Annotated in this window: 25 protein-coding genes; 3 read left to right on the forward strand and 22 right to left on the reverse strand. The window is 38.0% G+C overall.

The genetic code is table 11. From position 1 onward, the window contains the following. Positions 1–53 precede the first annotated feature (53 nt). The 9 genes from O3646_RS07110 to O3646_RS07150 form a co-directional block, all read right to left on the reverse strand. On the reverse strand, positions 54–278 hold the full coding sequence (locus tag O3646_RS07110; RefSeq protein ID WP_021154124.1) for a hypothetical protein: 225 nt from the start codon (positions 276–278) through the stop codon (positions 54–56). Between the two features lie 251 nt (positions 279–529). Then, the gene (gene dltD / locus O3646_RS07115; protein ID WP_371605568.1) at positions 530–1,798 is read right to left on the reverse strand and encodes a D-alanyl-lipoteichoic acid biosynthesis protein DltD; all 1,269 of its coding nucleotides are present in this window, start codon (positions 1,796–1,798) and stop codon (positions 530–532) included. Further along, positions 1,791–2,030: a D-alanine--poly(phosphoribitol) ligase subunit DltC gene (gene dltC / locus O3646_RS07120; protein ID WP_003002265.1), complete on the reverse strand. Its 240-nt coding sequence runs from the start codon at positions 2,028–2,030 to the stop codon at positions 1,791–1,793. The genes dltD and dltC overlap by 8 nt, the downstream gene beginning before the upstream one ends. 15 nt (positions 2,031–2,045) lie before the next feature. Beyond that, complete coding sequence (gene dltB, locus O3646_RS07125) at positions 2,046–3,299, reverse strand: D-alanyl-lipoteichoic acid biosynthesis protein DltB (protein WP_049516100.1); 1,254 nt, start codon at positions 3,297–3,299, stop codon at positions 2,046–2,048. Then, positions 3,296–4,846 (reverse strand): D-alanine--poly(phosphoribitol) ligase subunit DltA, encoded by a 1,551-nt coding sequence (gene dltA / locus O3646_RS07130; protein WP_021154127.1) that lies wholly within the window; start codon positions 4,844–4,846, stop codon positions 3,296–3,298. Before dltA ends, dltB begins: the two co-directional genes overlap by 4 nt. Positions 4,847–4,864: 18 nt before the next feature. Next, the gene (locus O3646_RS07135; protein WP_003002102.1) at positions 4,865–4,993 is read right to left on the reverse strand and encodes a teichoic acid D-Ala incorporation-associated protein DltX; all 129 of its coding nucleotides are present in this window, start codon (positions 4,991–4,993) and stop codon (positions 4,865–4,867) included. Positions 4,994–5,162: 169 nt separating this feature from the next. Beyond that, on the reverse strand, positions 5,163–6,422 hold the full coding sequence (locus O3646_RS07140; RefSeq protein WP_371605569.1) for a S41 family peptidase: 1,260 nt from the start codon (positions 6,420–6,422) through the stop codon (positions 5,163–5,165). Positions 6,423–6,514: 92 nt separating this feature from the next. Continuing rightward, entirely contained in the window at positions 6,515–7,198 is a 684-nt protein-coding gene (locus tag O3646_RS07145; RefSeq protein WP_371605570.1) for a DUF4956 domain-containing protein, read from the reverse strand. Further along, entirely contained in the window at positions 7,191–7,970 is a 780-nt protein-coding gene (locus tag O3646_RS07150) for a polyphosphate polymerase domain-containing protein (protein WP_201089515.1), read from the reverse strand. The genes O3646_RS07145 and O3646_RS07150 overlap by 8 nt, the downstream gene beginning before the upstream one ends. A 213-nt stretch (positions 7,971–8,183) precedes the next feature. Here O3646_RS07150 and O3646_RS07155 point away from each other — a divergent pair, with 213 nt between their 5' ends. Both O3646_RS07155 and O3646_RS07160 read left to right on the forward strand, forming a co-directional pair. After that, positions 8,184–9,431: a carbohydrate-binding domain-containing protein gene (locus O3646_RS07155; RefSeq protein ID WP_347113034.1), complete on the forward strand. Its 1,248-nt coding sequence runs from the start codon at positions 8,184–8,186 to the stop codon at positions 9,429–9,431. 92 nt (positions 9,432–9,523) lie between these two features. Next, positions 9,524–10,186 (forward strand): DUF4947 domain-containing protein, encoded by a 663-nt coding sequence (locus O3646_RS07160; RefSeq protein ID WP_272106829.1) that lies wholly within the window; start codon positions 9,524–9,526, stop codon positions 10,184–10,186. Positions 10,187–10,274: 88 nt separating this feature from the next. Here O3646_RS07160 and O3646_RS07165 read toward each other — a convergent pair whose 3' ends face one another. Beyond that, the gene (locus O3646_RS07165) at positions 10,275–13,070 is read right to left on the reverse strand and encodes a YhgE/Pip domain-containing protein (protein WP_347112808.1); all 2,796 of its coding nucleotides are present in this window, start codon (positions 13,068–13,070) and stop codon (positions 10,275–10,277) included. A 134-nt stretch (positions 13,071–13,204) separates the two neighbouring features. Here O3646_RS07165 and O3646_RS07170 point away from each other — a divergent pair, with 134 nt between their 5' ends. Beyond that, entirely contained in the window at positions 13,205–13,738 is a 534-nt protein-coding gene (locus tag O3646_RS07170; protein WP_003001962.1) for a TetR/AcrR family transcriptional regulator, read from the forward strand. Positions 13,739–14,419: 681 nt separating this feature from the next. On the opposite strand, the gene O3646_RS07175 is transcribed toward O3646_RS07170, so the two are convergent. The 12 genes from O3646_RS07175 to O3646_RS07230 all read right to left on the reverse strand — a co-directional run bounded on the left by O3646_RS07175 (position 14,420) and on the right by O3646_RS07230 (position 21,552). Beyond that, positions 14,420–14,815, reverse strand: coding sequence for a sigma factor-like helix-turn-helix DNA-binding protein (locus tag O3646_RS07175; RefSeq protein WP_083279690.1), 396 nt, complete (start codon positions 14,813–14,815; stop codon positions 14,420–14,422). A gap of 382 nt (positions 14,816–15,197) precedes the next feature. After that, a complete protein-coding gene (locus O3646_RS07180; protein WP_070464750.1) occupies positions 15,198–15,767 on the reverse strand; it encodes a hypothetical protein in 570 nt (189 codons plus the stop codon). A gap of 11 nt (positions 15,768–15,778) precedes the next feature. Further along, positions 15,779–16,639 carry a phage major capsid protein gene (locus O3646_RS07185; RefSeq protein ID WP_371610712.1) on the reverse strand — a complete coding sequence of 287 codons (861 nt, stop codon included), beginning with the start codon at positions 16,637–16,639 and terminating at the stop codon, positions 15,779–15,781. Positions 16,640–16,701: 62 nt separating this feature from the next. Further along, positions 16,702–16,923, reverse strand: coding sequence for a hypothetical protein (locus O3646_RS07190; RefSeq protein WP_070464755.1), 222 nt, complete (start codon positions 16,921–16,923; stop codon positions 16,702–16,704). Positions 16,924–17,002: 79 nt separating this feature from the next. After that, positions 17,003–17,173: a hypothetical protein gene (locus tag O3646_RS07195; RefSeq protein WP_186821433.1), complete on the reverse strand. Its 171-nt coding sequence runs from the start codon at positions 17,171–17,173 to the stop codon at positions 17,003–17,005. A 288-nt stretch (positions 17,174–17,461) separates the two neighbouring features. Then, entirely contained in the window at positions 17,462–19,054 is a 1,593-nt protein-coding gene (locus tag O3646_RS07200) for a DNA primase family protein (protein WP_070464758.1), read from the reverse strand. Then, positions 19,051–19,566, reverse strand: coding sequence for a hypothetical protein (locus tag O3646_RS07205; protein ID WP_070464761.1), 516 nt, complete (start codon positions 19,564–19,566; stop codon positions 19,051–19,053). The genes O3646_RS07200 and O3646_RS07205 overlap by 4 nt, the downstream gene beginning before the upstream one ends. 146 nt (positions 19,567–19,712) lie before the next feature. Then, positions 19,713–19,979, reverse strand: a complete 267-nt coding sequence (locus O3646_RS07210; RefSeq protein WP_070464766.1) for a MerR family transcriptional regulator — start codon at positions 19,977–19,979, stop codon at positions 19,713–19,715. A gap of 13 nt (positions 19,980–19,992) precedes the next feature. After that, the gene (locus O3646_RS07215) at positions 19,993–20,184 is read right to left on the reverse strand and encodes a hypothetical protein (protein WP_070464769.1); all 192 of its coding nucleotides are present in this window, start codon (positions 20,182–20,184) and stop codon (positions 19,993–19,995) included. Between the two features lie 354 nt (positions 20,185–20,538). Then, the gene (locus O3646_RS07220) at positions 20,539–20,955 is read right to left on the reverse strand and encodes a hypothetical protein (protein WP_070464772.1); all 417 of its coding nucleotides are present in this window, start codon (positions 20,953–20,955) and stop codon (positions 20,539–20,541) included. A gap of 144 nt (positions 20,956–21,099) precedes the next feature. Then, positions 21,100–21,288 (reverse strand): hypothetical protein, encoded by a 189-nt coding sequence (locus O3646_RS07225; RefSeq protein ID WP_070464774.1) that lies wholly within the window; start codon positions 21,286–21,288, stop codon positions 21,100–21,102. A 78-nt stretch (positions 21,289–21,366) separates the two neighbouring features. Beyond that, entirely contained in the window at positions 21,367–21,552 is a 186-nt protein-coding gene (locus O3646_RS07230; RefSeq protein WP_070464777.1) for a hypothetical protein, read from the reverse strand. Between the last annotated feature and the right edge of the window lie 18 nt (positions 21,553–21,570).

Consider the following 21,570-nt stretch of genomic DNA (forward strand, 5'->3'; position numbering starts at 1 on the left):
TAAAGACCAGCAGAAAGTGGCCTTTAGCTCAACTTTTTCAGTCAGCAACTTCTTTAGTTATCGTGGCTCTCTTCTTTCTTTTTGGGATCATCATAGAGAGTGGGTGCTAGCACCTTCATTAAAGTCGCAGTCCCAAATCGCAAGACAGCTGCTGCTAGTCCAAAAATAGGGGATAGGTAGCGGAAAAAGAAATCTCCCCTAAGCACATAGGTCATGCCACCCACAATAAAAAAGATCACAATTCCCTGAACGATTGCGTAAAACCAAATTTTTTTCACACTATTCTCCTTTTCACAAACCAGCTGACTTATCCACTGTTTTTTATCACTTATCCACAAAAATGTGGATAACTTTCACCTTTTGCCCCCTCAAAAGAGGAAGCGTCGTCAGCATCAGGACTTGCTTTCATCCATTTACAAGCAAGTTTCCCACAGCCTGTGGATAACTCTCTTGCTTATTTGTGACTTTCTCGTCACTTTCCTCACAAATCAAGGAGCCAGGATTTGATCCTGCCCCCTTTGATCAAGCATTATTTAAATTCGTCTGGTGTCCCTTTATATTGGGCCCAGTCTTTGCTGAAGAAGCGGTCATTTAGATGGTAAGTTGGTGCTTTTTCAGCCTTTGTGACAAAGGGATTGACCGCTTTATCAAAGGCTAGCCAACCATTCCATCCCATATGAATCGTATCTTCCATAAAGTAGGGCTGATCACCATCTTTAGAAAAGTCTGCAATATTGGTGAATCCTTGGCTTTCCAATTGGTAACGAATCTTTTGAACAGCCTGTTCATACTTTTCTTGGCTCAAGCCTGTGTATTTCATCCATTTGGCATTAACTGGAGGAATGACAAAGATAACATTGGTCCGAGATTTAGCAAACTGGTCTAGAACCAACTGCAAGTCATTGTACTCAGGAGATTGAACATAGGATTCGTTTTTTTGGAAACCTTTTAGTTTCTTCAACTTCATTTTTAAACGAGTATTGTAAAAATGATTGCTGATTCCAAGGTCGTTGTTATTGGTTTTGACTTTTGCTTCAGCCGTTGCAATTTCTTCCAATTTCTCATATGAGAATTGATCTGGTAAATCTTGTAGACGTTTTTTGACCTTCTTATCGTAATTCCCGTTTGTACGCGTTGCAAGATTACTAAACAAAGCATCTTCGCGTTGGACAAGGTGGGAAACAAACTGGTTCAAAGACTGATCAAATCTGGAAATTTTCTTTCCTTGAGAAATTTTCGTTACAACACTTTGAAAGGCGACATTTGGATACTGTTGTAACAGACGCTTTGCAGCATACTGGGATGCAGCATCCTGTTGGTGATTGGCAATAAAGCTATTCAACTGATCGCTATTAAAGAATTGTTGAAAAGCATAGGAATCGTATCCCTTTTTGGTAAACCATTGCGGAGAAACTACATAAACAGCTGTATTGTCCTTGAGTTCTGGCAAAATCTGTTGCATCCCAAAATACTGGTTCAAAGAAGCCGCACCACGTTCTCCTAAAAAGTAGGGTCTATAATTGCGGTCATATTTCTCAGCCAAAACTGCTGGATGCACCACATCAAAACGCAACCATTCACTGGAGCCGAAATAAGGGACAAAGCGATGCTGTGGATCAGAAAGTGCTTCTTGTTTCTTTGTACGACTCTTGAATCCTTCTGCATTCAGACTAACCGCAGCTTTTTTCTCTTCAGTATAGTTGTGCTTATGATTGATTGGATAAAAGAATAATAAAGCTGTTACCATGAGGAGCGCGCAAAATACGGGCCCTAAAATCAGCCACAAACGCTTAAGCATTCTGAAGCTCCGTTACACCTTCTACGATCTTGTTAGCAGTATTCCAATCATCGCGTCCAAATTCAGATACAGGAACACGGATGCCAAAGCGATTTTCCAGTTCCACAATCAATTCGACTGTCCCCATACTATCAAGGACACCCGCATCAAAGAGATCCTCATCCATCATGTCTGAGACATCTTCCATAAACAATTCGTCAATAATTTCAATTACTTGAGATTTTACATCCATTTTTCTATTCTCCTTTTATTTCAATTTTGGAAACCATTGTTGATCCAAGAATCCTGAGAAAATCAGGAAGGACAACATCACTGTGTTAAAGGTGATAAAGATCCCTAAAGCTTTGGTCCAACGATTGTCCGGTATAGGATCCAATCCTTTTGCTTTTCTTTCTTTATTGATGGTCTTTTTCTTACGAATCCAAGCATCATTGATGACCAGTCCAAGCCCATGGAAGAGCCCATAAGCGATGTAGTACCAAGTCACCCCGTGCCAGAAGCCCATGACCAACATATTGATAATGTAGGCAACATTTGAGGTGGTAATCCGGCTCTTGAATACTTTATTGCGCATCAATACCATCACGAGACGCATAAAGACAAAATCACGGAACCAGAAAGATAAACTCATATGCCAACGATTCCAGAATTCCTTTAAGTCACGTGATTTAAAGGGACGATCAAAGTTGATGGGACTTTTAATTCCCATCAGATTGGAAGCTGCTAAAGCAAACATCGAATAGCCCGCAAAGTCAAAGAAGAGGTCAAAGCCATAAACATACATGACTCCCAGCGTTCCGATATTGAAGAATCCACCTTGAGACAAAGCATAGGTCTGCACATGTCCTAACAATAAGTGGCCAAAAATATGAGCTAGGATAAATTTATAAAGGAAGCCATACATGATATACTTAACAGCTTGCTCCAACATATCCAATAATTCTTCACGCTCAGGAATAGCGTTATAATCCTCATTAAAACGCTTGAAACGATCAATCGGTCCACTTGAGAAGGTCGGCATAAAGAGCATAAAGCGTAAGAATTCCCAGAGTGTGAATTCTTTCAAGACACCATCTCGCATTTCGATGATCATTCCGACAGCTCGGAAGGTTAAATACGAAATCCCTAAAAATCCAAACAAGGATTGGTGCCCATTCTTGATCGCTGGCTCCACCTTAACAAAGATCAGGGGCAAGACAGACAAGAAGGAATGAAGATAGAAAATCCACTTGTTGTCCGCTTTCTGACGATAGATTTTGTAGGAATACACAATCAAGATTTGCCAGACTACGTAAAAGAGCAGGGCATAAATTTGCTTGAGATTCGAACCTGTCAGCATCAAAATGATAAAGATCAGACTCACCAGTCCTTCATAGACCGGAAATCTCTTTTTGAAAAAGAGGCCCACAAAGATCGGCAAAAAAGCTAGAATGAGGTAGACAAAATAGATCGGTGTTCCATAGTGTTCTAAATGAGGGAGCTGTTTCAAAAACTCGATCATCGGTTATTAACCTCGCTAATCAACCCTTTGATGTCGATTTTCCCGTTTGGTGTTAATGGCAGGCTATCACGATAGAGGAATTTTGAAGGCATCATATAAGACATCATGATGTTTTCTAAATCTTCCTTGATGGCTTTTGTGATATCAATTTCGCGCTCAAATTGTTCTTTGACGCCCTCTTTTAAGATGACATAGGCCAAGAGATTTTGGACCTTGTGATCCTTATTATAACGCGGTACTGCGACTGCTGAGTCAATATACTTCGATTTGTTCAAGTTTTGAGAGACATCCTCTAGCTCGATACGATAACCGTTAAACTTGATTTGGAAGTCCATCCGACCACCATAGAGAAGAAGGCCTTCATCCGTCATGGTTCCGACATCTCCCGTATGGTAGGCTGGAAGACCTTCAAATTCGAAGAAGGCTTCTGCTGTTTTCTCTGGATTATTCATATAACCTTTTGAAACAGCTGGGCCTGATACGATGATCTCACCTTGCTCACCATTCGGCAATTTGTTACCTGCCTCATCAATGATGAAGGTTGGAGAATCTTCTTTGGTGTAACCAATTGGCAGACGTTTCAAAGTAGCTAACATCTCATCTGTTACGGCTACAGCCGAAAGAGCTACAGTTGCTTCCGTTGGGCCGTAGGCATTGATGATGCGTGCATTTGGGAAACGCTCGCGCAATTTCTGAGCAGTCTTGACTGTCAACTCTTCCCCATCAAAGTAGAAATGGGTGATCCCTGGCATTTTTTCAGCATTGAAATCCTCAGACAACATGGCCATATCTGCAAAAGATGGTGTTGAAGTCCAGATCGCAATCGGAAGAGAAAAGATCGTCGCAAAGAGTTGTTTGAAGTCTTGAGTGATAGCTGATGGAAGGGCAAAAAGGGTTCCTCCAAGAGCTAAGGTCGGTGCCCAGTACATGACAGACAAGTCAAAAGAATAGGGCGGTTGCGCCAACATTTGCGGACGCTCTGGCGTTGCAAATTCCTTGTCCGTAATCATCCAGTTGGTAAAACTGAGCAAGTTATCGTGCGAAATTTGCACCCCTTTTGGTTTCCCGGTTGTCCCTGAGGTAAAGATGATGTAGTAGTTATCATCCCCTTTGACCGGATGTTTCAAGTCATAGGCATGCTGAGCCGCATAAGCTTCACGCACTTGCTCCAAGGACATGATTGGAGCAGCTGGGTTTTCCAATGGAAATTCATTGATGGCAATAATCAAGCTTGGCTCTGCTACTTCAACAATGGCAGACACGCGCTCCAAGGCAGAGTGGCTATCAATCGGAATGTAGGCATGGCCAGATTTGGTCAAGGCCACAAAGGTTGCTAACATTTCATATTCTTGACCACCAAAGACCACTACAGGTGACTTTTCAGGAAGTCCCATTTGGTCGATGTGGGCAGCCAAGCTATCTGAATCAGCCTTCAATTGGCCATAGGTATGCTCCTCACCAAGGACATTGTAGACAGGATAGTCTGGTTGTAGTTGCGCATAACGTTCAATTGTCTCGATCATATCAGTAATTGGTTGGTTTGACACGGCTAGGAGTCTCCTTTTCTAAAATTCGTTGTAGATAAAGCCACCCTGACCTTGACCAAGGTAACTAAAGAAATAAAGTAGGGCTAGAAAAATGGCGAAATACAAGACCGTCTGCCCGATAAATTTATAAAGTGTTTTATGTTTCATAAGTTTCACTCTTCATTTTGATTGTTATTCACTATTTTACCATTTTTTATACCAAGTAAGCAATTTTAAACATAGTGAGAATGTCGTAGAAAACGTTATCATTTCAGATCATTCAAGTCGTTTAACGAAAGCATTTTTCTTTAATCAGTTTTCTGGTTGAAATCCTATTCTATTTCACAGTCCCCTGACGAATCAACTCCAGACACTTGTCCAGATCCACATCTCTCTCGAAATGGCTAGGTGTCCAAGGAATCTCTATATCGGGTAGAACACCCTGATCCGTCATCCCTTTGCCTTGATCCAGGCTTAGACAGCGAGAAGTAGGAAACATCAATCGATAATCACCATAATCAACGGTACAACAATTGGAATAGTCTAAAATTCCGAGAGTTGGTCTACCTACCACCGTTACCTTCTTAAATTGCTTCATCATCTGGACAAAATTATCTCCAGAAGAAGCGCAGTAGATGTCTGATAAGACAAAGATCCGTTCGGGATAGTGGCCTCCTCTAACCTCTGGGAAGAATTCCTCGCTTTCTTGCTGATACGGTACATAGCCTTTCCCCCGATGGCGGAGCAATTCCTCTTTCATCTCTTCAAGCAGTTTAACCGTTTCAGGACTAATTTCTTCCTGTTGCATCCAGTCCTCAAAGTCTTTCAAGCGCAGGTCAACATTGCGCTCCGTATAGAGAATTTCCATGCCATCATCATCCCAGTCAAGCGAATCATAACCCTGATCCTTCTCTAAACCTAGGTGTAATAGAGGGAAATATAAAGAATCTGTCCCTCCGCCGTTCTGTCGAACATCAACGAGAAGGAACTTGACCTCCGTCATCATCGGTAAGCACTCTTGATATACCCGGCTAATAGCTCCCTCATCCATAAAGTTATCCAGACGAAGGTAAAGGATCTCATCGTCTAATCGTTTCCAAAAAATCTGATCTTGGATCGGCTCTTGACTGGGCACTACTTCAATGGTCTTTTCTACCCCTTTCCGGAGAAGAGTGACCCTTCTTGACTGAGAGACCAAATCTGCCCATTCTCGGTAATGTCTTTCGGGGGTCTTACTGATAAAATAGTCCTTATGAAGAGACGCTACCTGCTCCAAATCACTTCCATCCAGACTTAGGATCTGGTCCCCTGCTTGGAGACCCGTATCTGCATTCGCCTTTTCAACATAAAGTTGATGGCCCGTTACGCGTAAGAGAAAGCCTTTTTGACCAGCTTTTTTATTCTGAAAGGAGATATGGCCAATAATCCCAAAACTGGCTAGGTAGGACCTGACTTGATAAAGAAAGGCATCATCCGACATATCATCTGTCATTTTTTCTCGAAAGCGATCGGGGTCGCATCCTTTTCGATCCTTGATGGTAGATGAATCATGGCTCATAATCGAGATGATATCTTCAAAAATAGCAGTCTTTTTCATAAAGGATTCCTTCAATTTTTTAGAAATAGTATACCACTTTTTCTTAAAAAGTTCTTAAAATCCTAAAAAACTATCCTAAAGTAGGATAGTAGTTATAAATTCTTTCTTTTCTTCGCTTTCTTTGTCAGAGCAACATCACAATTTTCAATCTTGTTAATCAATAGATTAGCAAGGGCAAAATCATCGATGTTCGATTTCATATTCACCTCATAGTTCAAGGTCAGTTGTTCTCCAGCTTGGGCCGTTGTGACAGAAATAAAGTCAACTTCTGAACAACTTTGGTCTAACAACTGACTGATTTGTTCTGCAACAGCATCTTGTTTTAAGACGGTAATAGTCAAATGACGGCGCCGTTGATGATCTGCCTTACTCTGTTTGTTCTCCAATACAAGCCAAACCCCTAGTAAAGAGAGGGTTGATAAAATGGCCAATAAAAGATAGCCCGATCCTGCTGCTAGTCCTATAATCATGGCTAGAAAAATCGCAATCAACTCTCTCGAACCACTCGTAGCTGACCGGAAACGAATCAAACTAAAGGTCCCTGCCACTGCAATCGAGGTTCCCAAACTTCCATTGACCAAAAAGATCACTAAGGTCATCATACAAGGAAGCAAGGTCAAACTAATGACAAACTCTCGAGTGTACAGTGTCCGGTATTTATAGGTCCAAGATAGGGCCATTCCTAGAAAGAGGCTGATCAAAAGGGCCAGCAGTAAGCGCACCGGATCCACCGTTGCTGTGGCATTATTAAAAATAGAATCAAATAGATTAGACATAGGCAGCACCTACCGTTTCTTCCACTGGTCTTGGGGCATAATCCAATCCTTGTGATTTATGATAAGCACAGCTATATTTTGAAAATTTCTGCTTGACCAAACCATACTTCTCTAAAATATCCTTTAACCATTGAGGTTCTTGTCCGGGAGCCTTAATTTCCATGATCACGAAGTCATCCTCTAACAAAGGTTCTCCTTTCTTCCCATGAAAAAGACTAACAGCTTGATCACGAAAGACTAAGTTTTGATCGATTGTCACGCGAATTTTCTGATAAGGATAACCCTGAATGGATTTCTTTTCTTTGAGAGACAAGCGATCATAGTAAATGAACATCCGTGGTTCCAACCGATGACCATAGCGTTTGCGCAATCTCTGAATCTCTTGCACTAAGTCTGGATCTTGTATCTGATGATCTACTGTCCCATCTGTCATCAAGTTGATAATGGCTTGTGAAGTAGCGACTAGACGGAATTTATGGCCAATTCCTTCTTCATCTTTTGACTTCACCTCTAGAAATACCGGACTGTCTGCTTGAGGTGTTTCTATATAAGTCCGCATACGTATTTTTTCACGGCGGTGTTGTTTCGCAAGAGCATCTTGAATAACCTCAAAATTTTCCGTATCAAAATAAATGTTTGAAATAGTTGAAGTTGGATAATCATCTTCTACGACGTATTTTTTTAAGTCTTTGATCAAGTCTTTTACGTCATCTTTTGCGACGATATATTTTGTTTCGATTCGTTTAAAACTTGTCTCAATTGTTTTTTTCATGTTTCTACTCCTTTAAGGGGGGATATTGCTTCTAATCTTCAGTAAGTATGGATACGACTTACGTGTTTTCTAGTTTAATGGGACTTTCTTAACTGGTCATTAAGCCAAACTTAAAGAAAACTAAAGTTAAGATTCCTTTCAGAAAAACTTTAGGAAACTTTCAGCTAGCAACTTTAGACTAGGAGCATATCAATTGAACGAGAGGAAAAGCTCATGAAATCAAACAAATGGAAATTTTTATTAACGGGGGCCGCAACCCTCACCTTACTGACAGCTTGCACCCAGGCATCATCACAATCAGCTACAAAAAGCAATACTGCTCAAACAACCGCTACTTCTACTTCAAAAAATAAAACAAACAATTCCAACTATTTTACAGATAAGGACAAGGACACCTCATATGATGAAAGTACAGCCTCTACTGTTAAACTGTCTGGATCTTCTGCAAGTGTATCAGGTGACGGCGTAGCTGTTTCTGGATCCACCGTGACCATCTCGAAGGCCGGAACTTATGTCATCTCTGGTGAATCTGATGGGGTTCAAATCAAAGTCGAAGCAGGTGACTCAGATGATGTTCATATCGTCTTAAAAGGTGTTACTATGTCCAACACCAACGCACCAATTTCTGCTACGAAAGCGGGGCATGTCTACCTGACTCTAGCAAATGGCACGACCAATACCTTGTCTGATTCAAGTTCAAACAGTGATGAAGATGCCGATGCGGTCATCTTCTCTAAAGGCGACCTCACCATCAATGGTTCGGGTACGCTCAACATCGATGCCAAGAAGAACAACGGGATAAAGGCCAATGACACTCTCCACATCACGGGTGGAACCTATAAAATCACAGCTGTAGGAGATGCCCTCAATGTCAATGACGAACTCAATATCACTGGCACGACCATGACCATTGACGCAGATGAAGATGCGGTCAAGGTGGATAATGATGAAGATACTTCGGTCGGAACCATGTACCTTTCAGATAACAAAATGACCATCACAGCAGGAGACGATGGCATCCATGCTTCTGGTGATCTGATCATCGATAGCGGAACCTATCAGGTAACCGAGTCTGTCGAAGGTCTCGAAGGAAAATCGATCACCATTAACGGTGGAGATATCACCATCTATGCAACCGATGACGGGGTCAATGCGGCTAATGCTAATGCCAACCAAGATGAAATTTTCTTCACCATGAATGGTGGAACTCTCAACGTTGAAGTTGGCCAAGGGGATACCGATCCAATCGACTCAAACGGTAATGTCACTGTGACTGGAGGAACCATCAATTTAACAGGGCAATCCGGCTTTGACTTTGATGGTACTGCTACCTATACCGGTGGAGATATCTATATCAATGGTGAAAAACAAACAGAAATTGTCAATTCCATGCCTGGAGGCGGTGGTGCTCCCGGCGGTGGCGGACCTCAAGGTGGTGGACCTGGAGGCGGACATCCATAACAACAAATAAAGGCAGGATTTCTTCCTGACCTTTTTTTGTTCCTCTTTTTATGATAGAATAGAAAATCAATCAACTTGTTGAAAGGAATATGATGAAAAAACAGACACTACCTCTTTTGTTCACACTCTTGCTGTCTCTTCTTTTTCTATCAGCCTGTGTGCCGGACCTTAAGATCAATTTTAAACAAGTGCCTACTACTACCAGCTCAAAAAAGAAAACCACTAAAAAAAGTAGCTCGAGTCGTTCAACTAGCTCAACTAGCACAGGTAATTCCTCTAGCTCTCCCTCAACTACTACGGAGACCACTTCTGACATCATCACAACCGAAGGGCTCCCTAGAAATGCCCAAGAAGCACCCAAGGATAAAATTTATGCAACAGGGAACTTAAAAGTAGCCTACTCTAGAAATGACGACAATATTTTTGTACAAACGCCGGATTATGAAGGGTATACCACTGCTCTTGTCCAAAAAATCCTTGGAAATCCAGAAAAACAAATAACAGACCCTGCTTATATTAGCGAATCTTTTCAAAATATTGAACTAGAAAATATTAAAAATCTCTACCGTAAGGGGAAAATTACAGAAGAACAAGCTCATGCCTTTTTATTGGGAGCTGTTGATCTGAAACAAGCTTCTAAATTCGGAGTAGATTACACCATTTACACCTATAAAAACAACACCATCCAACTGGTCTTTGAAAACGACCAACTCCTCTATATTACGCCAAATCCTGATGTTGTCTTCTTTAAATAATGAATATTCTCGCTTAAACAAGCGAGAATTTTTGTTTCACATGAAACAAAAAACTCTCAACTCCAAATGAGTTGAGAGTTCTTGACGATTAGTCCTCTTCATATTTTTTTGGATTGTAAAACCACATCCCTAGTCCCGCAAATAGAGCAATGGTCATCAAAAGAAAGACCACTTGATTTCCAATTTCTCCTGTCATCGAAATCGTTTGACGAAGACCAGAGACGGTATAGCTCATTGGCAAGAATGGATGAATGGCTTGGAAAAATCCATTTGTCAAAGCAAGAGGATAAGTTCCTGCACTAGAAGCCAATTGCAAGAGCAAGAGGATCAACGAGAGGAAAGCACCGACCTTTCTTTGCCATGTTGTTAAAGCGGTCACGATAGACATGAAGGCTAGACTACCGATCACACAAAGGAAGAGGGTAGCCATCTCATGATTGGCAGATAAACCAATCAAGTGAACAGCACCATAGACCAAGATTCCTGCAACCACCGCAATGGTTCCATTGACCTCAAAGCGAGATTTAAACCATGCCCAACGACTTTCAGGATGACGACCGGATGGCAATTTTGCAAAGATCATATTGGTTGACAAGGCACAAACAAAGAGTGCTACAGAGATCATATAAGGAGCCATTCCGACCCCATTTACAGGGACATTATCTTGATCTGTTTTAGAAGTCGTAACAGGATTGGCTAAGGTTTTTGCGTTTTCTTTTTCAGTTGTAGCCACATTCAATTGTCCCTTAGCATCGTTTAATCCTTGACTCAAGGTTTGGCTTCCTGTTGCTAATTCACCTAAACCGTTTGTCAATGTTTGGCCACCCGTTGCTAATTTGCTGGATCCTTCTGAGATTTGATTTGCTCCGTCAGCTAGTTTATCAGCCCCATTCACCAATTGACTTGATTTTTCTGTCAACTGATTGACACCAGTGACAAGTTTGTTGACACCACCTGCCAATTCTGGAGTTTTGCTGTTCAATTGTCCTACACCGTCAGCTAATTTTCCAGCACCGGCAACCAATTCACCCGACTTACCTGTTAATTGGGTCGCTCCTGAAGCCAGTTGATTCATACCTGATGTCAAGGCAGGCATCTTCCCATTTAACTCACCTAGACCAGAAGCTAATTGATTGCTTCCTGCAAGTAATTCTGATGATTTACTATCTAGTTGACCAACACCTGCTGCTAACTGACTAGCCCCATTTGTTAAAGTACTGCTATTGGTCTGAAGTTGTGTTGCTCCATTAGCGATTTTATCAACACCAGCTGTATAAGCGCTGATCCCTTGACTGATGGTTTGACTAGCTGGCAACAATTGTCCACTAACTGCGGATTGGATCTTAGACAAGCCACTTGACAAGTCTGTCAAGGTAGAAGAAGCTGTCGGTAAAACTTGATTGGCTGCCGTTTGCAGTTGTGTCAAGCTATTTCCTGTATTCAAACTACCTTGGATCGTTTGAATCGTTGTCAAGATTCCTTGAGCCGCCGTTTCATTCGAGCTTGGGCTCGATGAGATCGCCGCATTGATCTCCGCTTGTTGGTCAGCTGTCATTGCTTGATAGGCTGCTGTCCCTTGCACACTTGCAAGGGCATTTGCACGATCCGTTTGGGCTGAAGCAAGGATTGATTGAGCTGAATTCGCAATACTCGTCAATCCAGACGAAAGTTGACTGGTATCTACTGTAGCATTTTGAATCGCTGCATTTAATTGGTTTAAACCAGCTGCCAATTGATCAATCTGAGCAGATTGACTTGTAGAAGCTTGTAGCTGGCTTGATAATGTTTGAATACCTGATTCTAATTGTGAAACCCCATTTCGAAGGGTAGCAGATTGACTACTTAATTGACCCGCTCCTTCTGATAAAGTAGCGACTCCATTTGTATAGGTTGCTAAACCATTTGAAAAGTTAGATAGGCCTGAATTCAATTGACGCACGCCATTGGTATAATTCCCAAGACCATCATTGAGGGTCCCCATACCACTGGTTAATTGACCAACTCCTGAAGCCAACTGAGGGGTTTGACTCGCCATTTGATTGAGACCATTTCCTAATCGATCTACTCCGGTAGCGTAAGCCATCAAGCCTGTATTAAAAGTACCAAACCCATTATTTAATTGATTGACGCCAGATACCAAGTTTGGAAGTTGACCAGCCATTTGATTGAGACCATTTCCTAATTGACCAACACCATCTGTATAAGCCGCTAGACCTGTACGAAGAGTAGTTGCACCATCTGAAAATGCTAAGCTTGAACGAGCCAATGTATTCAAATTAGTAGATAGTGTTTGACCACCATCTTCCAATTTACTTGCACCATCTGCTAATTTAGCACTTCCATCTGCCGCTGTCCCCATACCAGATTTAAGCGATCCCATTTTGGAAAATAAAGCTGTTGTATACGTATTGGTCACTTTTTCGGCCACTGACTGCTTCATTTTTGTCATCGCAGTGTCACTCATTTTTCCTGCGATAAAACTATGACCACTGGACGTTTGGTAATCAATGGTCATCTGTTCCGGATGATTGGTTAAGATGGAGCTAGCTTTTTTTGAAAGATCCTCAGGCAGGGTTACAATCATATAATAATCGCCATTTTTAAGACCATCTTTCGCAGCTTTCTCATCTACAAAATGAAAATCAAGTGAGTCATTGTCCTTCAAATTGGACACCATGTCTTTTCCGATTTCCATCTTTTGTCCATTATATGTAGCAGATTGATCCTTATTGACAACCGCTACAGGAAGATCCGAAACTTGGCCATATGGATCCCACATGGAAGATAGAAAAATAATATTATAAAGAGCTGGAATCAAAGCAACCCCAATCATGACAATGATAAATGTTGGCTTTTTAAGAATAGCCTTCCATTCTTTCATCATATTTTTTGTCTCCTTTTTATACACATTGTCTAAATTTCTGATATAATAGATTATACAGTTTCTAGAAATTTTCACAAGTAGGAAATCTTTATTTTTAGACACTGTGTATAATTTTGTGCAAAAAGGATTAACAGATGACTGAGAGCAATAAACGATTAAAAACAAAACGAAATATCGAGGAGGCGATGGTTCGACTACTAGAAAAGGAATCATTCGACCAAATCACAACGGTTGAGTTAGCACAAGAATCCGGCATTAGTCGCTCTAGCTTTTATACCCACTATCGAGACAAGTACGATATGATCGAGCGCTACCAACAAGCACTCTTTCACAAGCTTGAATATATCTTTGACAAACACCAAGACGACAAGCGCCAAGCGATTACAGAAGTGTTCGAATTCCTAACCAAGGAGCCACTCTTTGCAGTTCTTCTGACAGAGAATGGAACCAAAGAGATCCAAACCTTCTTACGACATAAATTACAGATTCTTCTGGTTGATAGTTTGCAAGAGCGCTATAGTCATAAATCATTAACAGATATTGAAAGAGTCTACAGTTCTGTCTATCTGACCAATGCCTTCTTCGGAGTCTGTCAGATGTGGGTTTCGCGCGGAAAAAAAGAAAGTCCTCAACAAATGGCTGAATTTTTAATGAAAATGTTACGGTAACAGTCTCTCCTGATCGATCTAGATCAGGAGTTTTTTTATTAGCAGGTTTAGGTTTTAAGAAAACAAAAAGGGGAGCAAAGCCAGAAATCAACCCTTTAAGACAAAACAAAAAGCCCACTGTAGTAGGCTTTCTGCAAAGTATATCTTAAAATTAAAGCATTTTGTTATCAGCACTCAAACATGTATAGTAATGATAAGGCAACCTAACCACCAAAAACATTGTATTTTAACAATCACTAACAAAGTGAGACATGCTGGGGTAACTTAAAGGGTAGTAAAAAGGGAACTAAATCTAATGAGTTCAACAGGCAAGAATTAAGCTCCAAAATTTTGGGGCTTTTTTACTATAAAAATAGCCATACAAAACAAATGTATAGCTATTATCTCTCAATATATTTCTAAATTCCAAAAGTAGCCACTCTGGGCCATTTTAAGCTAGTTTTCAACCCCTTTTTATCTGGAAGCCTCCGACTTGGAAAAAGTTCCCTTCACCGGTTCCCGATTGACCTAAAAAAATTTTTTAAAGAGGGGGGGATCTTGAAAAATTCAAGAATTGATAAAATCAAATTTTACAGAAAATCAAATTTTGGATTTTTGGAAAATAACAAATAAATGATTATTCAAGTAACTTATTTTATATTTTCTTTTAATTTTTTCTTATTTAATTATCTATTTAATCTCTTATAGGTTGATCATATTAGCATAAGCCTCTATTATAGCTCTTCTTTGCTTTTTAATTCTTCTCACTGGTCTGTCAAGTCGTTCTGATATTTCCTCCCATGTTAATTGTTCACCCAGCCAGTGCATTTTAAATAAAATTTTCTGTTCTGGAGTTAATTTTTCTAGTAATAGCTCTACTATTTCCTTAAAAAGCTCTAAATTTCGTAATACTATATCACTTTCTAGCCTTATAATGGTATTTTCAGTTGGATTACTGATTTTATTTGAACCACTCGAATGTTCAGTAAACTTTTTATTATAAATTATTTCTTGTCTTCTCAAAAATATTTTATTCTCTATGTTCTTGTAACGGTCTAGCTCTTCATCTAGCCTGTCTAATTGTCCCTTAGTAAGCAATATTACCCCTCCCTATACATATACTACCAGCCCTGTTAAATGGCCTATATTTCAGTTATTAGAGCCTTTATTCTATGTATTTATACTATCCTTATCTCATTTAAGCCTATCCCTTCAACTTAAGAAGGTGTTGCATAGTATCTGCCTGTTGTTGCATTGCAACACCTACTTACCAGTGTTTTTTCTGTCATTGTCACCTTGTTTTTCCCTCCAGTTTAACATATCTTACATTCTGTGAAACTCACCATCTTCCCTCTTTCCTTGCTATTAAAAGGATCTTAAGCATTTCATTTTTTCAGTTTATGCTTGCCTCATTGTGTTAAAGTCTATAAAAATCAAAGTAATAGCGATACTTGTTGAGTACCGCTATATATAAAATGAATTACTTTAAAAATTCCTTAGCTTTCTTAATTTCTGAATTTAGATAGATTTCACCGCTTACCTCTGGTTTAAATAGAGGTGTAATAGCGTTTAGTTCTAACTCTGTTCTACACCCTGAAAGACTATGTTTATTAGAAATTTCTTTTACTATCTTGTCATTGATCTCTTGCACTTCTTTTTCAATTGATCGAAGTTTTTCAAACTCCTTTATGATATGTTTAATAGCTTTTTTGTAAGAAGCTTCTAAACCACTTTTTCTAAACCGTCTCCGTGTTTCAAAATGGATATAAACAGGAACTTCACTATGAAAAATTGTTTTAATATCTTTAAGCTCTCTTGATACACTTTCTAATTTTTTTGTTAATAAGTTCAATTGATCATGTGAAATAACTTCATTGCCATCTATTAAACTTTCCAGATCGTCTAGGCTAAATCCTTCAAAATTTTGTAATTTTACTTTTTCATCTAAAACAGTTTTTTCAAACTTTGAAACATTAGCCTCTTTCTGTTCCACCTCTTCAAATCTTTTATAAAGTTCTTGTAGAGGGTACTTTGATAAATCTAACTCCATTTAACTACCTCTTAATTCCAAGTTGCAAAATAACCTAATGTAGGTTGAACCTTCTTAACGTCAAAACGTGTATATAGTGCAAGGCGTTCAGAATATGTTTTTAAGTCTGTAACCCATTTTACAGATGTCTGATTGTACTTGAACAGTTTAGCATAGTTCTTCAAATCTCCAACAAACGCAAGCTTGTCTCCAGCATTTCCTAATGTAGTATCATCTACTACTACAAAATGATCAGTATAGAATGTTTCACTAGTTCCATCTACCTTGTTTACTTTAAGAATTGGTAAGCCTGAACTATCTACCATCTTTTCTAGGTGGTTAAATAAAGAATTAGTAACTACAATTGAAACTTCTCGCTCTGGGTTCACCAGAGCTACTAGATCTTTAATGTCATTGATAGAGGCAATACTTTTTGCAGTCGCAAGTGATAGAACTTTCCCAATTCCTTTGTTCATGGTTTTACGCTCAAGTTTAGCAATACTATTTCCTAGGAATGAATCTAGATTATACATACCGTCATCAATTTGTTCTTTTGATAGGTTAAGAAAACCCGCAAATGTCTTCATCTTATAATCAACTTCTAGAAAATCTGTCTTAGCTTCTTCATCTCTATTGCCACCAAGAGTATCACTAATCTCAATCATTCCTACCTTGTCTAAGTCAATTTCTTCATACTTTCCATCTTTGCTAGTTACTTCAATAATATCAATTAGAGAAACTAAATCTTTCTTTTCATCTTGTTTGTAACTATCAATAATAGCTTGATCAATAATGGCTTGATCACTTTTCAATTCAAGGCCAGTTGTTTCATAACCAATACTACGAATATAATTTTCTAATTTTTCTTTTTTGTTTTTTAAGTCAATTTTCATTTTTGTCTTTCTCCTCTTATCTTTTTATATCTGCTCTTTGCTTGTAGTTCTTCCTAAAGTTCCTAGCGGTTATCTTGTCCTTTAGAACTCTCCGAACTTTCAAGATCATCTGCTCTAGTTTCTGATTGTTGTTGATGTTTGACATATTTTTCTAAAATCTCACGTTTCCTTTTATTTAAGTTCTTGTCACTCTTTTTACAGTTTGAAAAGATTTTCTTCCTTTTTTCTGGATCCATTGAAAATTTAGCACCTACAACATAATCAGGGAAAACATTTCTTTCCATAGCCCACACCTCCTTTCTTGATATACAAAAAGGGACATACCATTAGCATTATCGCTTACGGTACGCCCCTGAGTTGTTCTCAATAGACATATTTTTTTGTTTCTCTTTTTGTTAATAGATTAAGCTTACCATCTGAATAGCTCAAATTAATTTCGCCAAACATGGGCGCTTTCTCTACTTCTATTGTACCATTTTTATAAAATAAAATATAGCCTTCTTCTAAATATCTTTTCAATTTATTTTCTTCCATTTTTGATACCTCTATTTCTTTAAAATTTATGCTTTTTCCTACACTTAGTAATTGCTCCTACACTTGGGAAAACTCACCCGTTCCTTAAATCCCTTGTCCCACAAGGGTTTTCACGTTTCTACTACACTACTACACTTATTTTTCTAACTCGGAATTTCTTATAAGAGTATATATACAGATATAACAACACTCTTTTATTATTATTTATATTATTTAAGTGTAGTAGTGTAGTAATATATAATAAAACTCAATTGTATCAATACTTAACAACTACTACACTTATATAATTTAGTGTATTTCATGTGTATGTTCTGTAGTGTTTTTTTCGTAACCCCTCACAGTTTTAGAGGGTGTAAAACGATATGTTTTATTTTGATAATTCGGAGTGTCTTCTTTCGGCCTAAACCCTTTGGGCAATTCTTGACCCTTTGGAATAGTGATAGGATACTTTGTTTTTCTCCACTCGCTGGGTAAGTACTTCTCAAATTTCTTATTTAGTCCTTGGCTAGTATAACTACTTTGGTGATTATGAAACTCTACAAAGCCAGTAAATCGCCACCAGACAAAATCATTGGGCAAAAATGTTGATTGAATATCTTGAAATAATTCATCAGCAAATTGCTGGATTGTGTCTAAAGATTGTTGATAGTCTAGTAAGTATTTTCTTGAAATTTTTGGCTGGATAAATTCGTCAAATTCTAAATCTATTACCAACTTCAAAACATACTCTAACACTTCTTTCCTCTTGATATAATCATACTTAATAGCTCTATTAGGTTTTTTTATCCCATCTGAAAAAACTCTTTGAAACGGAAGGATTACCATTCTTCTCATTATAGCGTTTTTATCACCGTCTAGCCTTGGCATTTCATTTGTTGATTGAATAACAACAGTCTTTATATAAGCACTATAGGCATCTTTCCCCTTCTTTTCAACTGAAACAGTATCCCCACCTACTAGAGAAAATAGTTTAGAGGTATCTTTAATGAGTGCCTTTTGTTGAATATCGTCCCCAATAACCGCCCTCTTTCCTAACGCTTGGGCCAGTGTGAAGCGATTGTTTACATCTAAATCCGTAATCTTTATACTAGCTATGTTTTCACGCCCAACAAGATTTATAAAAAGCTCTTGGAGTGTCCCTTTCCCTGTTCCACCTTCTCCAATAAACCAAAACATTTTCCCTAAACTCTCCCCTCTGATACAGGCGTGTAATAGTTGTAATGCTAGTTGATAAAGACTTTTATCTCCTGAAAAGAGATCTAGAAGCCAGCTCTCAAAATCCCAACCCTTTATGTTCACCCTCTGAGCGTTTGGATTATAATTGGTTTTAATTTTACTAGTGTATATTTTAGACGGAGTAAAAGGCTCTAACTGTTTAGTTGTTCGATTGTAAATACCATTGCCTACAATGATGTAATTTAGGTTATCTTCTAATTGTTTTCGTGGTGTCTGTCGTCTCAATGAATATATACAGTCGTTTGCTCTACGTTCATTATGGCGGTACTCAATCACGTTAATAATGTCCTTTAAAAACTCCAGATCATTTATATAAATACCTTTATCTGGATCATAGATATATACAGGGCTTACCCCTTCCTCGCTATCAATACGGCAAAAATTAAACAGATCTAACATTATACTTGCTACCATTGTATGGCTTAATGGCTTATCTATTTCTTTTTTTGCTCCCTCTTCTGTTGCACCCTTTTCTATCAAGCTTTTCAGACGATCATTATTAAATTTATCTAAATACTCTCTTACAGTCTTTTCCCAATTCACAAAAGTAGTTAGTTTTCTTACTTCTTCTGGTGGTTTTTGAAAGGGGATAATATTGCTTTGTTCTTCTTGCTTAATGATTTCTAACGCTCCTTTTACATTCATACTGACACCTCATAACGGTTTATCAATTCAACAAAATCACGGGCAAGAGATTTCTTTCTAACGATATTTGAGAAGATCTGTATGATTATTTCTAAATCATATCCAGCTCCAACCATCATTTTTAAAAAGGTGGATACTTCTGTTCTATCATTTAGGCCATACGCAACAAATTCCAGTAATGGCCCATTAAATTCTAAACCATAGCCATTTTTATCACTTCTAAATTTATAGACTTCATATAATTGTAAAAACTCTAGTAAATCCCCTTGTAATTTACTAATAGGTAAATTACGTACTAACTTCCAGCCTCTACTTTCCAGCTCTTTAGAGTTGGTTACTACTTGGATAAGCATTTTAGGACTTACTTGTTCTGTCAGATTTTCCCCCATTGGTTCATAGTAAATAAAAGCGTACCACTCATTCTTTTTATAAACCCTAGTAGGGCTATCCTTCAAAAAGTCAAAATCTTGTATTTTTTGTTCTTGTAGAAATAAAATCACTTGTCTATACATCTTTTCACCTCCTCAAAATGTTCTATGATCTTCTTTTCAGTTTCTTCATCTGTACCTAATGGTAGTAATAGAAGATTAAAGGGAGCGTTATATACTGCTTTGTTAAAATCTTTAGACGGTTCGTAATATCTTACTTCCATTTCTCTTTACCTCACTGATAAGAACAAATAAATATCACTTGGGCGGTAATAAACTTTTCTAGCTCTCTCCATAGGAGTTTGAAAACGTTGTAAGCCCATCAATTCCCAATTTCTTAGTGTTTCTCCTGAAACTCCTAGAGCCTCTTTTAATTCTTCTCTAGTAATAAGATCTAGTTTCCCTTTTCGTTCCATTTCTAAATTCACAAGGGTTTCTAAAGTCTCTTTTTGAGTTTGAAGCCATTCCAATTGAATTTCCTTTGAAAGTATTTCCATATCCTTACCCCTTTCAATTAAAACGCTTGCCAGCTAACCAAACATAAGCCCCATAATCTGGATTTAATCCTTTTGAACTTTCTACCTTTTCTTTTTCTTCAACTAGTTTGATTGGACTTGGTCTATTCCATATTTTCCATACAATTTTAAATAGAATTACAAGTAAAATAATGGTTTTGTCAGTTGGTAAATTCCATTCATTCATTTTATTTCCCTCATTCTCTTTTTAACTTCTAACCTCCTATAAATCAGCTATTTCTCCTGATTTATAGGCGGTTTATAGCGATTTTTCATGGATAGATATCCATTAATTTACTAAACAAAGCCTTAGAATTGCCCTGTCAGCACGCTTTCTTTACTACAATTTTCTTTTCTCACCTATCCGCTTGCCTGTTCTTGATAAGTGTTTAATTTTTTAGTTTTTTCTCATGTTCAATTTGATTTCCTATACGTTTCCAAGCATTATCAAAATCATTTCGTTTAATCTCACCATTATATAATTGTGAAACTAAATTCACTGCTCTATTTAATAACCTTGGATAATAGTTAACAACATTCATTAACTATATACCTCTGTTAGCTCCTTATAAAGATCATCTGGAATTTCATTCAATGCTTGTTGTTGTAACTGGATAGCTTTTAGGCGATTTGTATCGCTTGCGGTTGATTTTTCCATAATTTCAAGAGTTGACTGTACTTGCCTGAAATAAATATCAATCTTAAGGCGCTTTCCTTCATTCATTTCCTGTTTTTCAGCTTTTTTATCTCTTAAAAACTTGAAATCTTGAATTTCACCGTCAACAATTACATAAGAAATTACACCACGGTATCGCCATTGGTTTAAACGGTTCTTTATTTCATCAAAAGACCAGCCATTTAATTTATCTGCTATTAAATCAATAGTGATAATCCCATTATCTTCATAGATTTCTTGTAAAATCTCTTGCGTAAAAGGGGAAATCTTTCTTTTACTCATTGTGTACCTCGCTATTTTCTGTTATACTAGGTACATAAAAAGTATTTAGAAAGTCTCTCTTTCTACGTACCTATATCTGATATTAGTTGCTTACTCGCCATCGCCAAATTTTGAGTAAGTGACTTTTTTTGTTGTCCTTTTTTATCATTTTTGGGGAGTATACTTTAATTCTCCATTTTCTAGCATTTCTTGGATCATTTTCCACGCTTGGGCATTATCATCTGCCCATTTAACTAACATTCCATTTTCTGGTGGTAAAATAATGTTTTCTGCCTCAAATGTGGTAGTGTCAATAAACTCTTTAAAGTCTGTAAATGAAATTTTTGTATCCATTTTGTATCCTTTCTTTGTACTTTCTATTTACAATTTAAACGGTAATATAAAATAACATTTATAAATTATTATTTTTGTCTAATAGTCTTTAGCAAGCCATTCCATAGCTTTTTGATAAATAAATGGTTTAACTTCTCCTCCATCTCTTATTTTTCGGTAAGTTACTTGTGTGACTCCTATTTCTTCACCAGCTTGCTTTGCAGTCAATTTCTTATCTGCTTGCTTTCGTCTGATTGCTTTCGCTTGTATTGAGGTAATAAGCAATATTTTCACCCTCCTTTC

It is taken from the genome of Streptococcus sp. 27098_8_148 (assembly GCF_041432105.1).
In the GTDB taxonomy this organism is placed as follows: domain Bacteria; phylum Bacillota; class Bacilli; order Lactobacillales; family Streptococcaceae; genus Streptococcus; species Streptococcus parasanguinis_AE.

Excerpts from the sequence above, each read along its gene's own strand:
- dltD (WP_371605568.1), bottom strand. The coding sequence starts at position 1,798 with ATGCTTAAGCGTTTGTGGCTGATTTTAGGGCCCGTATTTTGCGCGCTC.
- dltC (WP_003002265.1), bottom strand. The coding sequence starts at position 2,030 with ATGGATGTAAAATCTCAAGTAATTGAAATTATTGACGAATTGTTTATG.
- dltB (WP_049516100.1), bottom strand. The coding sequence starts at position 3,299 with ATGATCGAGTTTTTGAAACAGCTCCCTCATTTAGAACACTATGGAACA.
- O3646_RS07135 (WP_003002102.1), bottom strand. The coding sequence starts at position 4,993 with ATGAAACATAAAACACTTTATAAATTTATCGGGCAGACGGTCTTGTAT.
- O3646_RS07140 (WP_371605569.1), bottom strand. The coding sequence starts at position 6,422 with ATGAAAAAGACTGCTATTTTTGAAGATATCATCTCGATTATGAGCCAT.
- O3646_RS07145 (WP_371605570.1), bottom strand. The coding sequence starts at position 7,198 with ATGTCTAATCTATTTGATTCTATTTTTAATAATGCCACAGCAACGGTG.
- O3646_RS07150 (WP_201089515.1), bottom strand. The coding sequence starts at position 7,970 with ATGAAAAAAACAATTGAGACAAGTTTTAAACGAATCGAAACAAAATAT.
- O3646_RS07155 (WP_347113034.1), top strand. The coding sequence starts at position 8,184 with ATGAAATCAAACAAATGGAAATTTTTATTAACGGGGGCCGCAACCCTC.
- O3646_RS07160 (WP_272106829.1), top strand. The coding sequence starts at position 9,524 with ATGAAAAAACAGACACTACCTCTTTTGTTCACACTCTTGCTGTCTCTT.
- O3646_RS07165 (WP_347112808.1), bottom strand. The coding sequence starts at position 13,070 with ATGATGAAAGAATGGAAGGCTATTCTTAAAAAGCCAACATTTATCATT.
- O3646_RS07170 (WP_003001962.1), top strand. The coding sequence starts at position 13,205 with ATGACTGAGAGCAATAAACGATTAAAAACAAAACGAAATATCGAGGAG.
- O3646_RS07180 (WP_070464750.1), bottom strand. The coding sequence starts at position 15,767 with ATGGAGTTAGATTTATCAAAGTACCCTCTACAAGAACTTTATAAAAGA.
- O3646_RS07185 (WP_371610712.1), bottom strand. The coding sequence starts at position 16,639 with ATGAAAATTGACTTAAAAAACAAAAAAGAAAAATTAGAAAATTATATT.
- O3646_RS07190 (WP_070464755.1), bottom strand. The coding sequence starts at position 16,923 with ATGGAAAGAAATGTTTTCCCTGATTATGTTGTAGGTGCTAAATTTTCA.
- O3646_RS07195 (WP_186821433.1), bottom strand. The coding sequence starts at position 17,173 with ATGGAAGAAAATAAATTGAAAAGATATTTAGAAGAAGGCTATATTTTA.
- O3646_RS07200 (WP_070464758.1), bottom strand. The coding sequence starts at position 19,054 with ATGAATGTAAAAGGAGCGTTAGAAATCATTAAGCAAGAAGAACAAAGC.
- O3646_RS07205 (WP_070464761.1), bottom strand. The coding sequence starts at position 19,566 with ATGTATAGACAAGTGATTTTATTTCTACAAGAACAAAAAATACAAGAT.
- O3646_RS07210 (WP_070464766.1), bottom strand. The coding sequence starts at position 19,979 with ATGGAAATACTTTCAAAGGAAATTCAATTGGAATGGCTTCAAACTCAA.
- O3646_RS07215 (WP_070464769.1), bottom strand. The coding sequence starts at position 20,184 with ATGAATGAATGGAATTTACCAACTGACAAAACCATTATTTTACTTGTA.
- O3646_RS07220 (WP_070464772.1), bottom strand. The coding sequence starts at position 20,955 with ATGAGTAAAAGAAAGATTTCCCCTTTTACGCAAGAGATTTTACAAGAA.
- O3646_RS07225 (WP_070464774.1), bottom strand. The coding sequence starts at position 21,288 with ATGGATACAAAAATTTCATTTACAGACTTTAAAGAGTTTATTGACACT.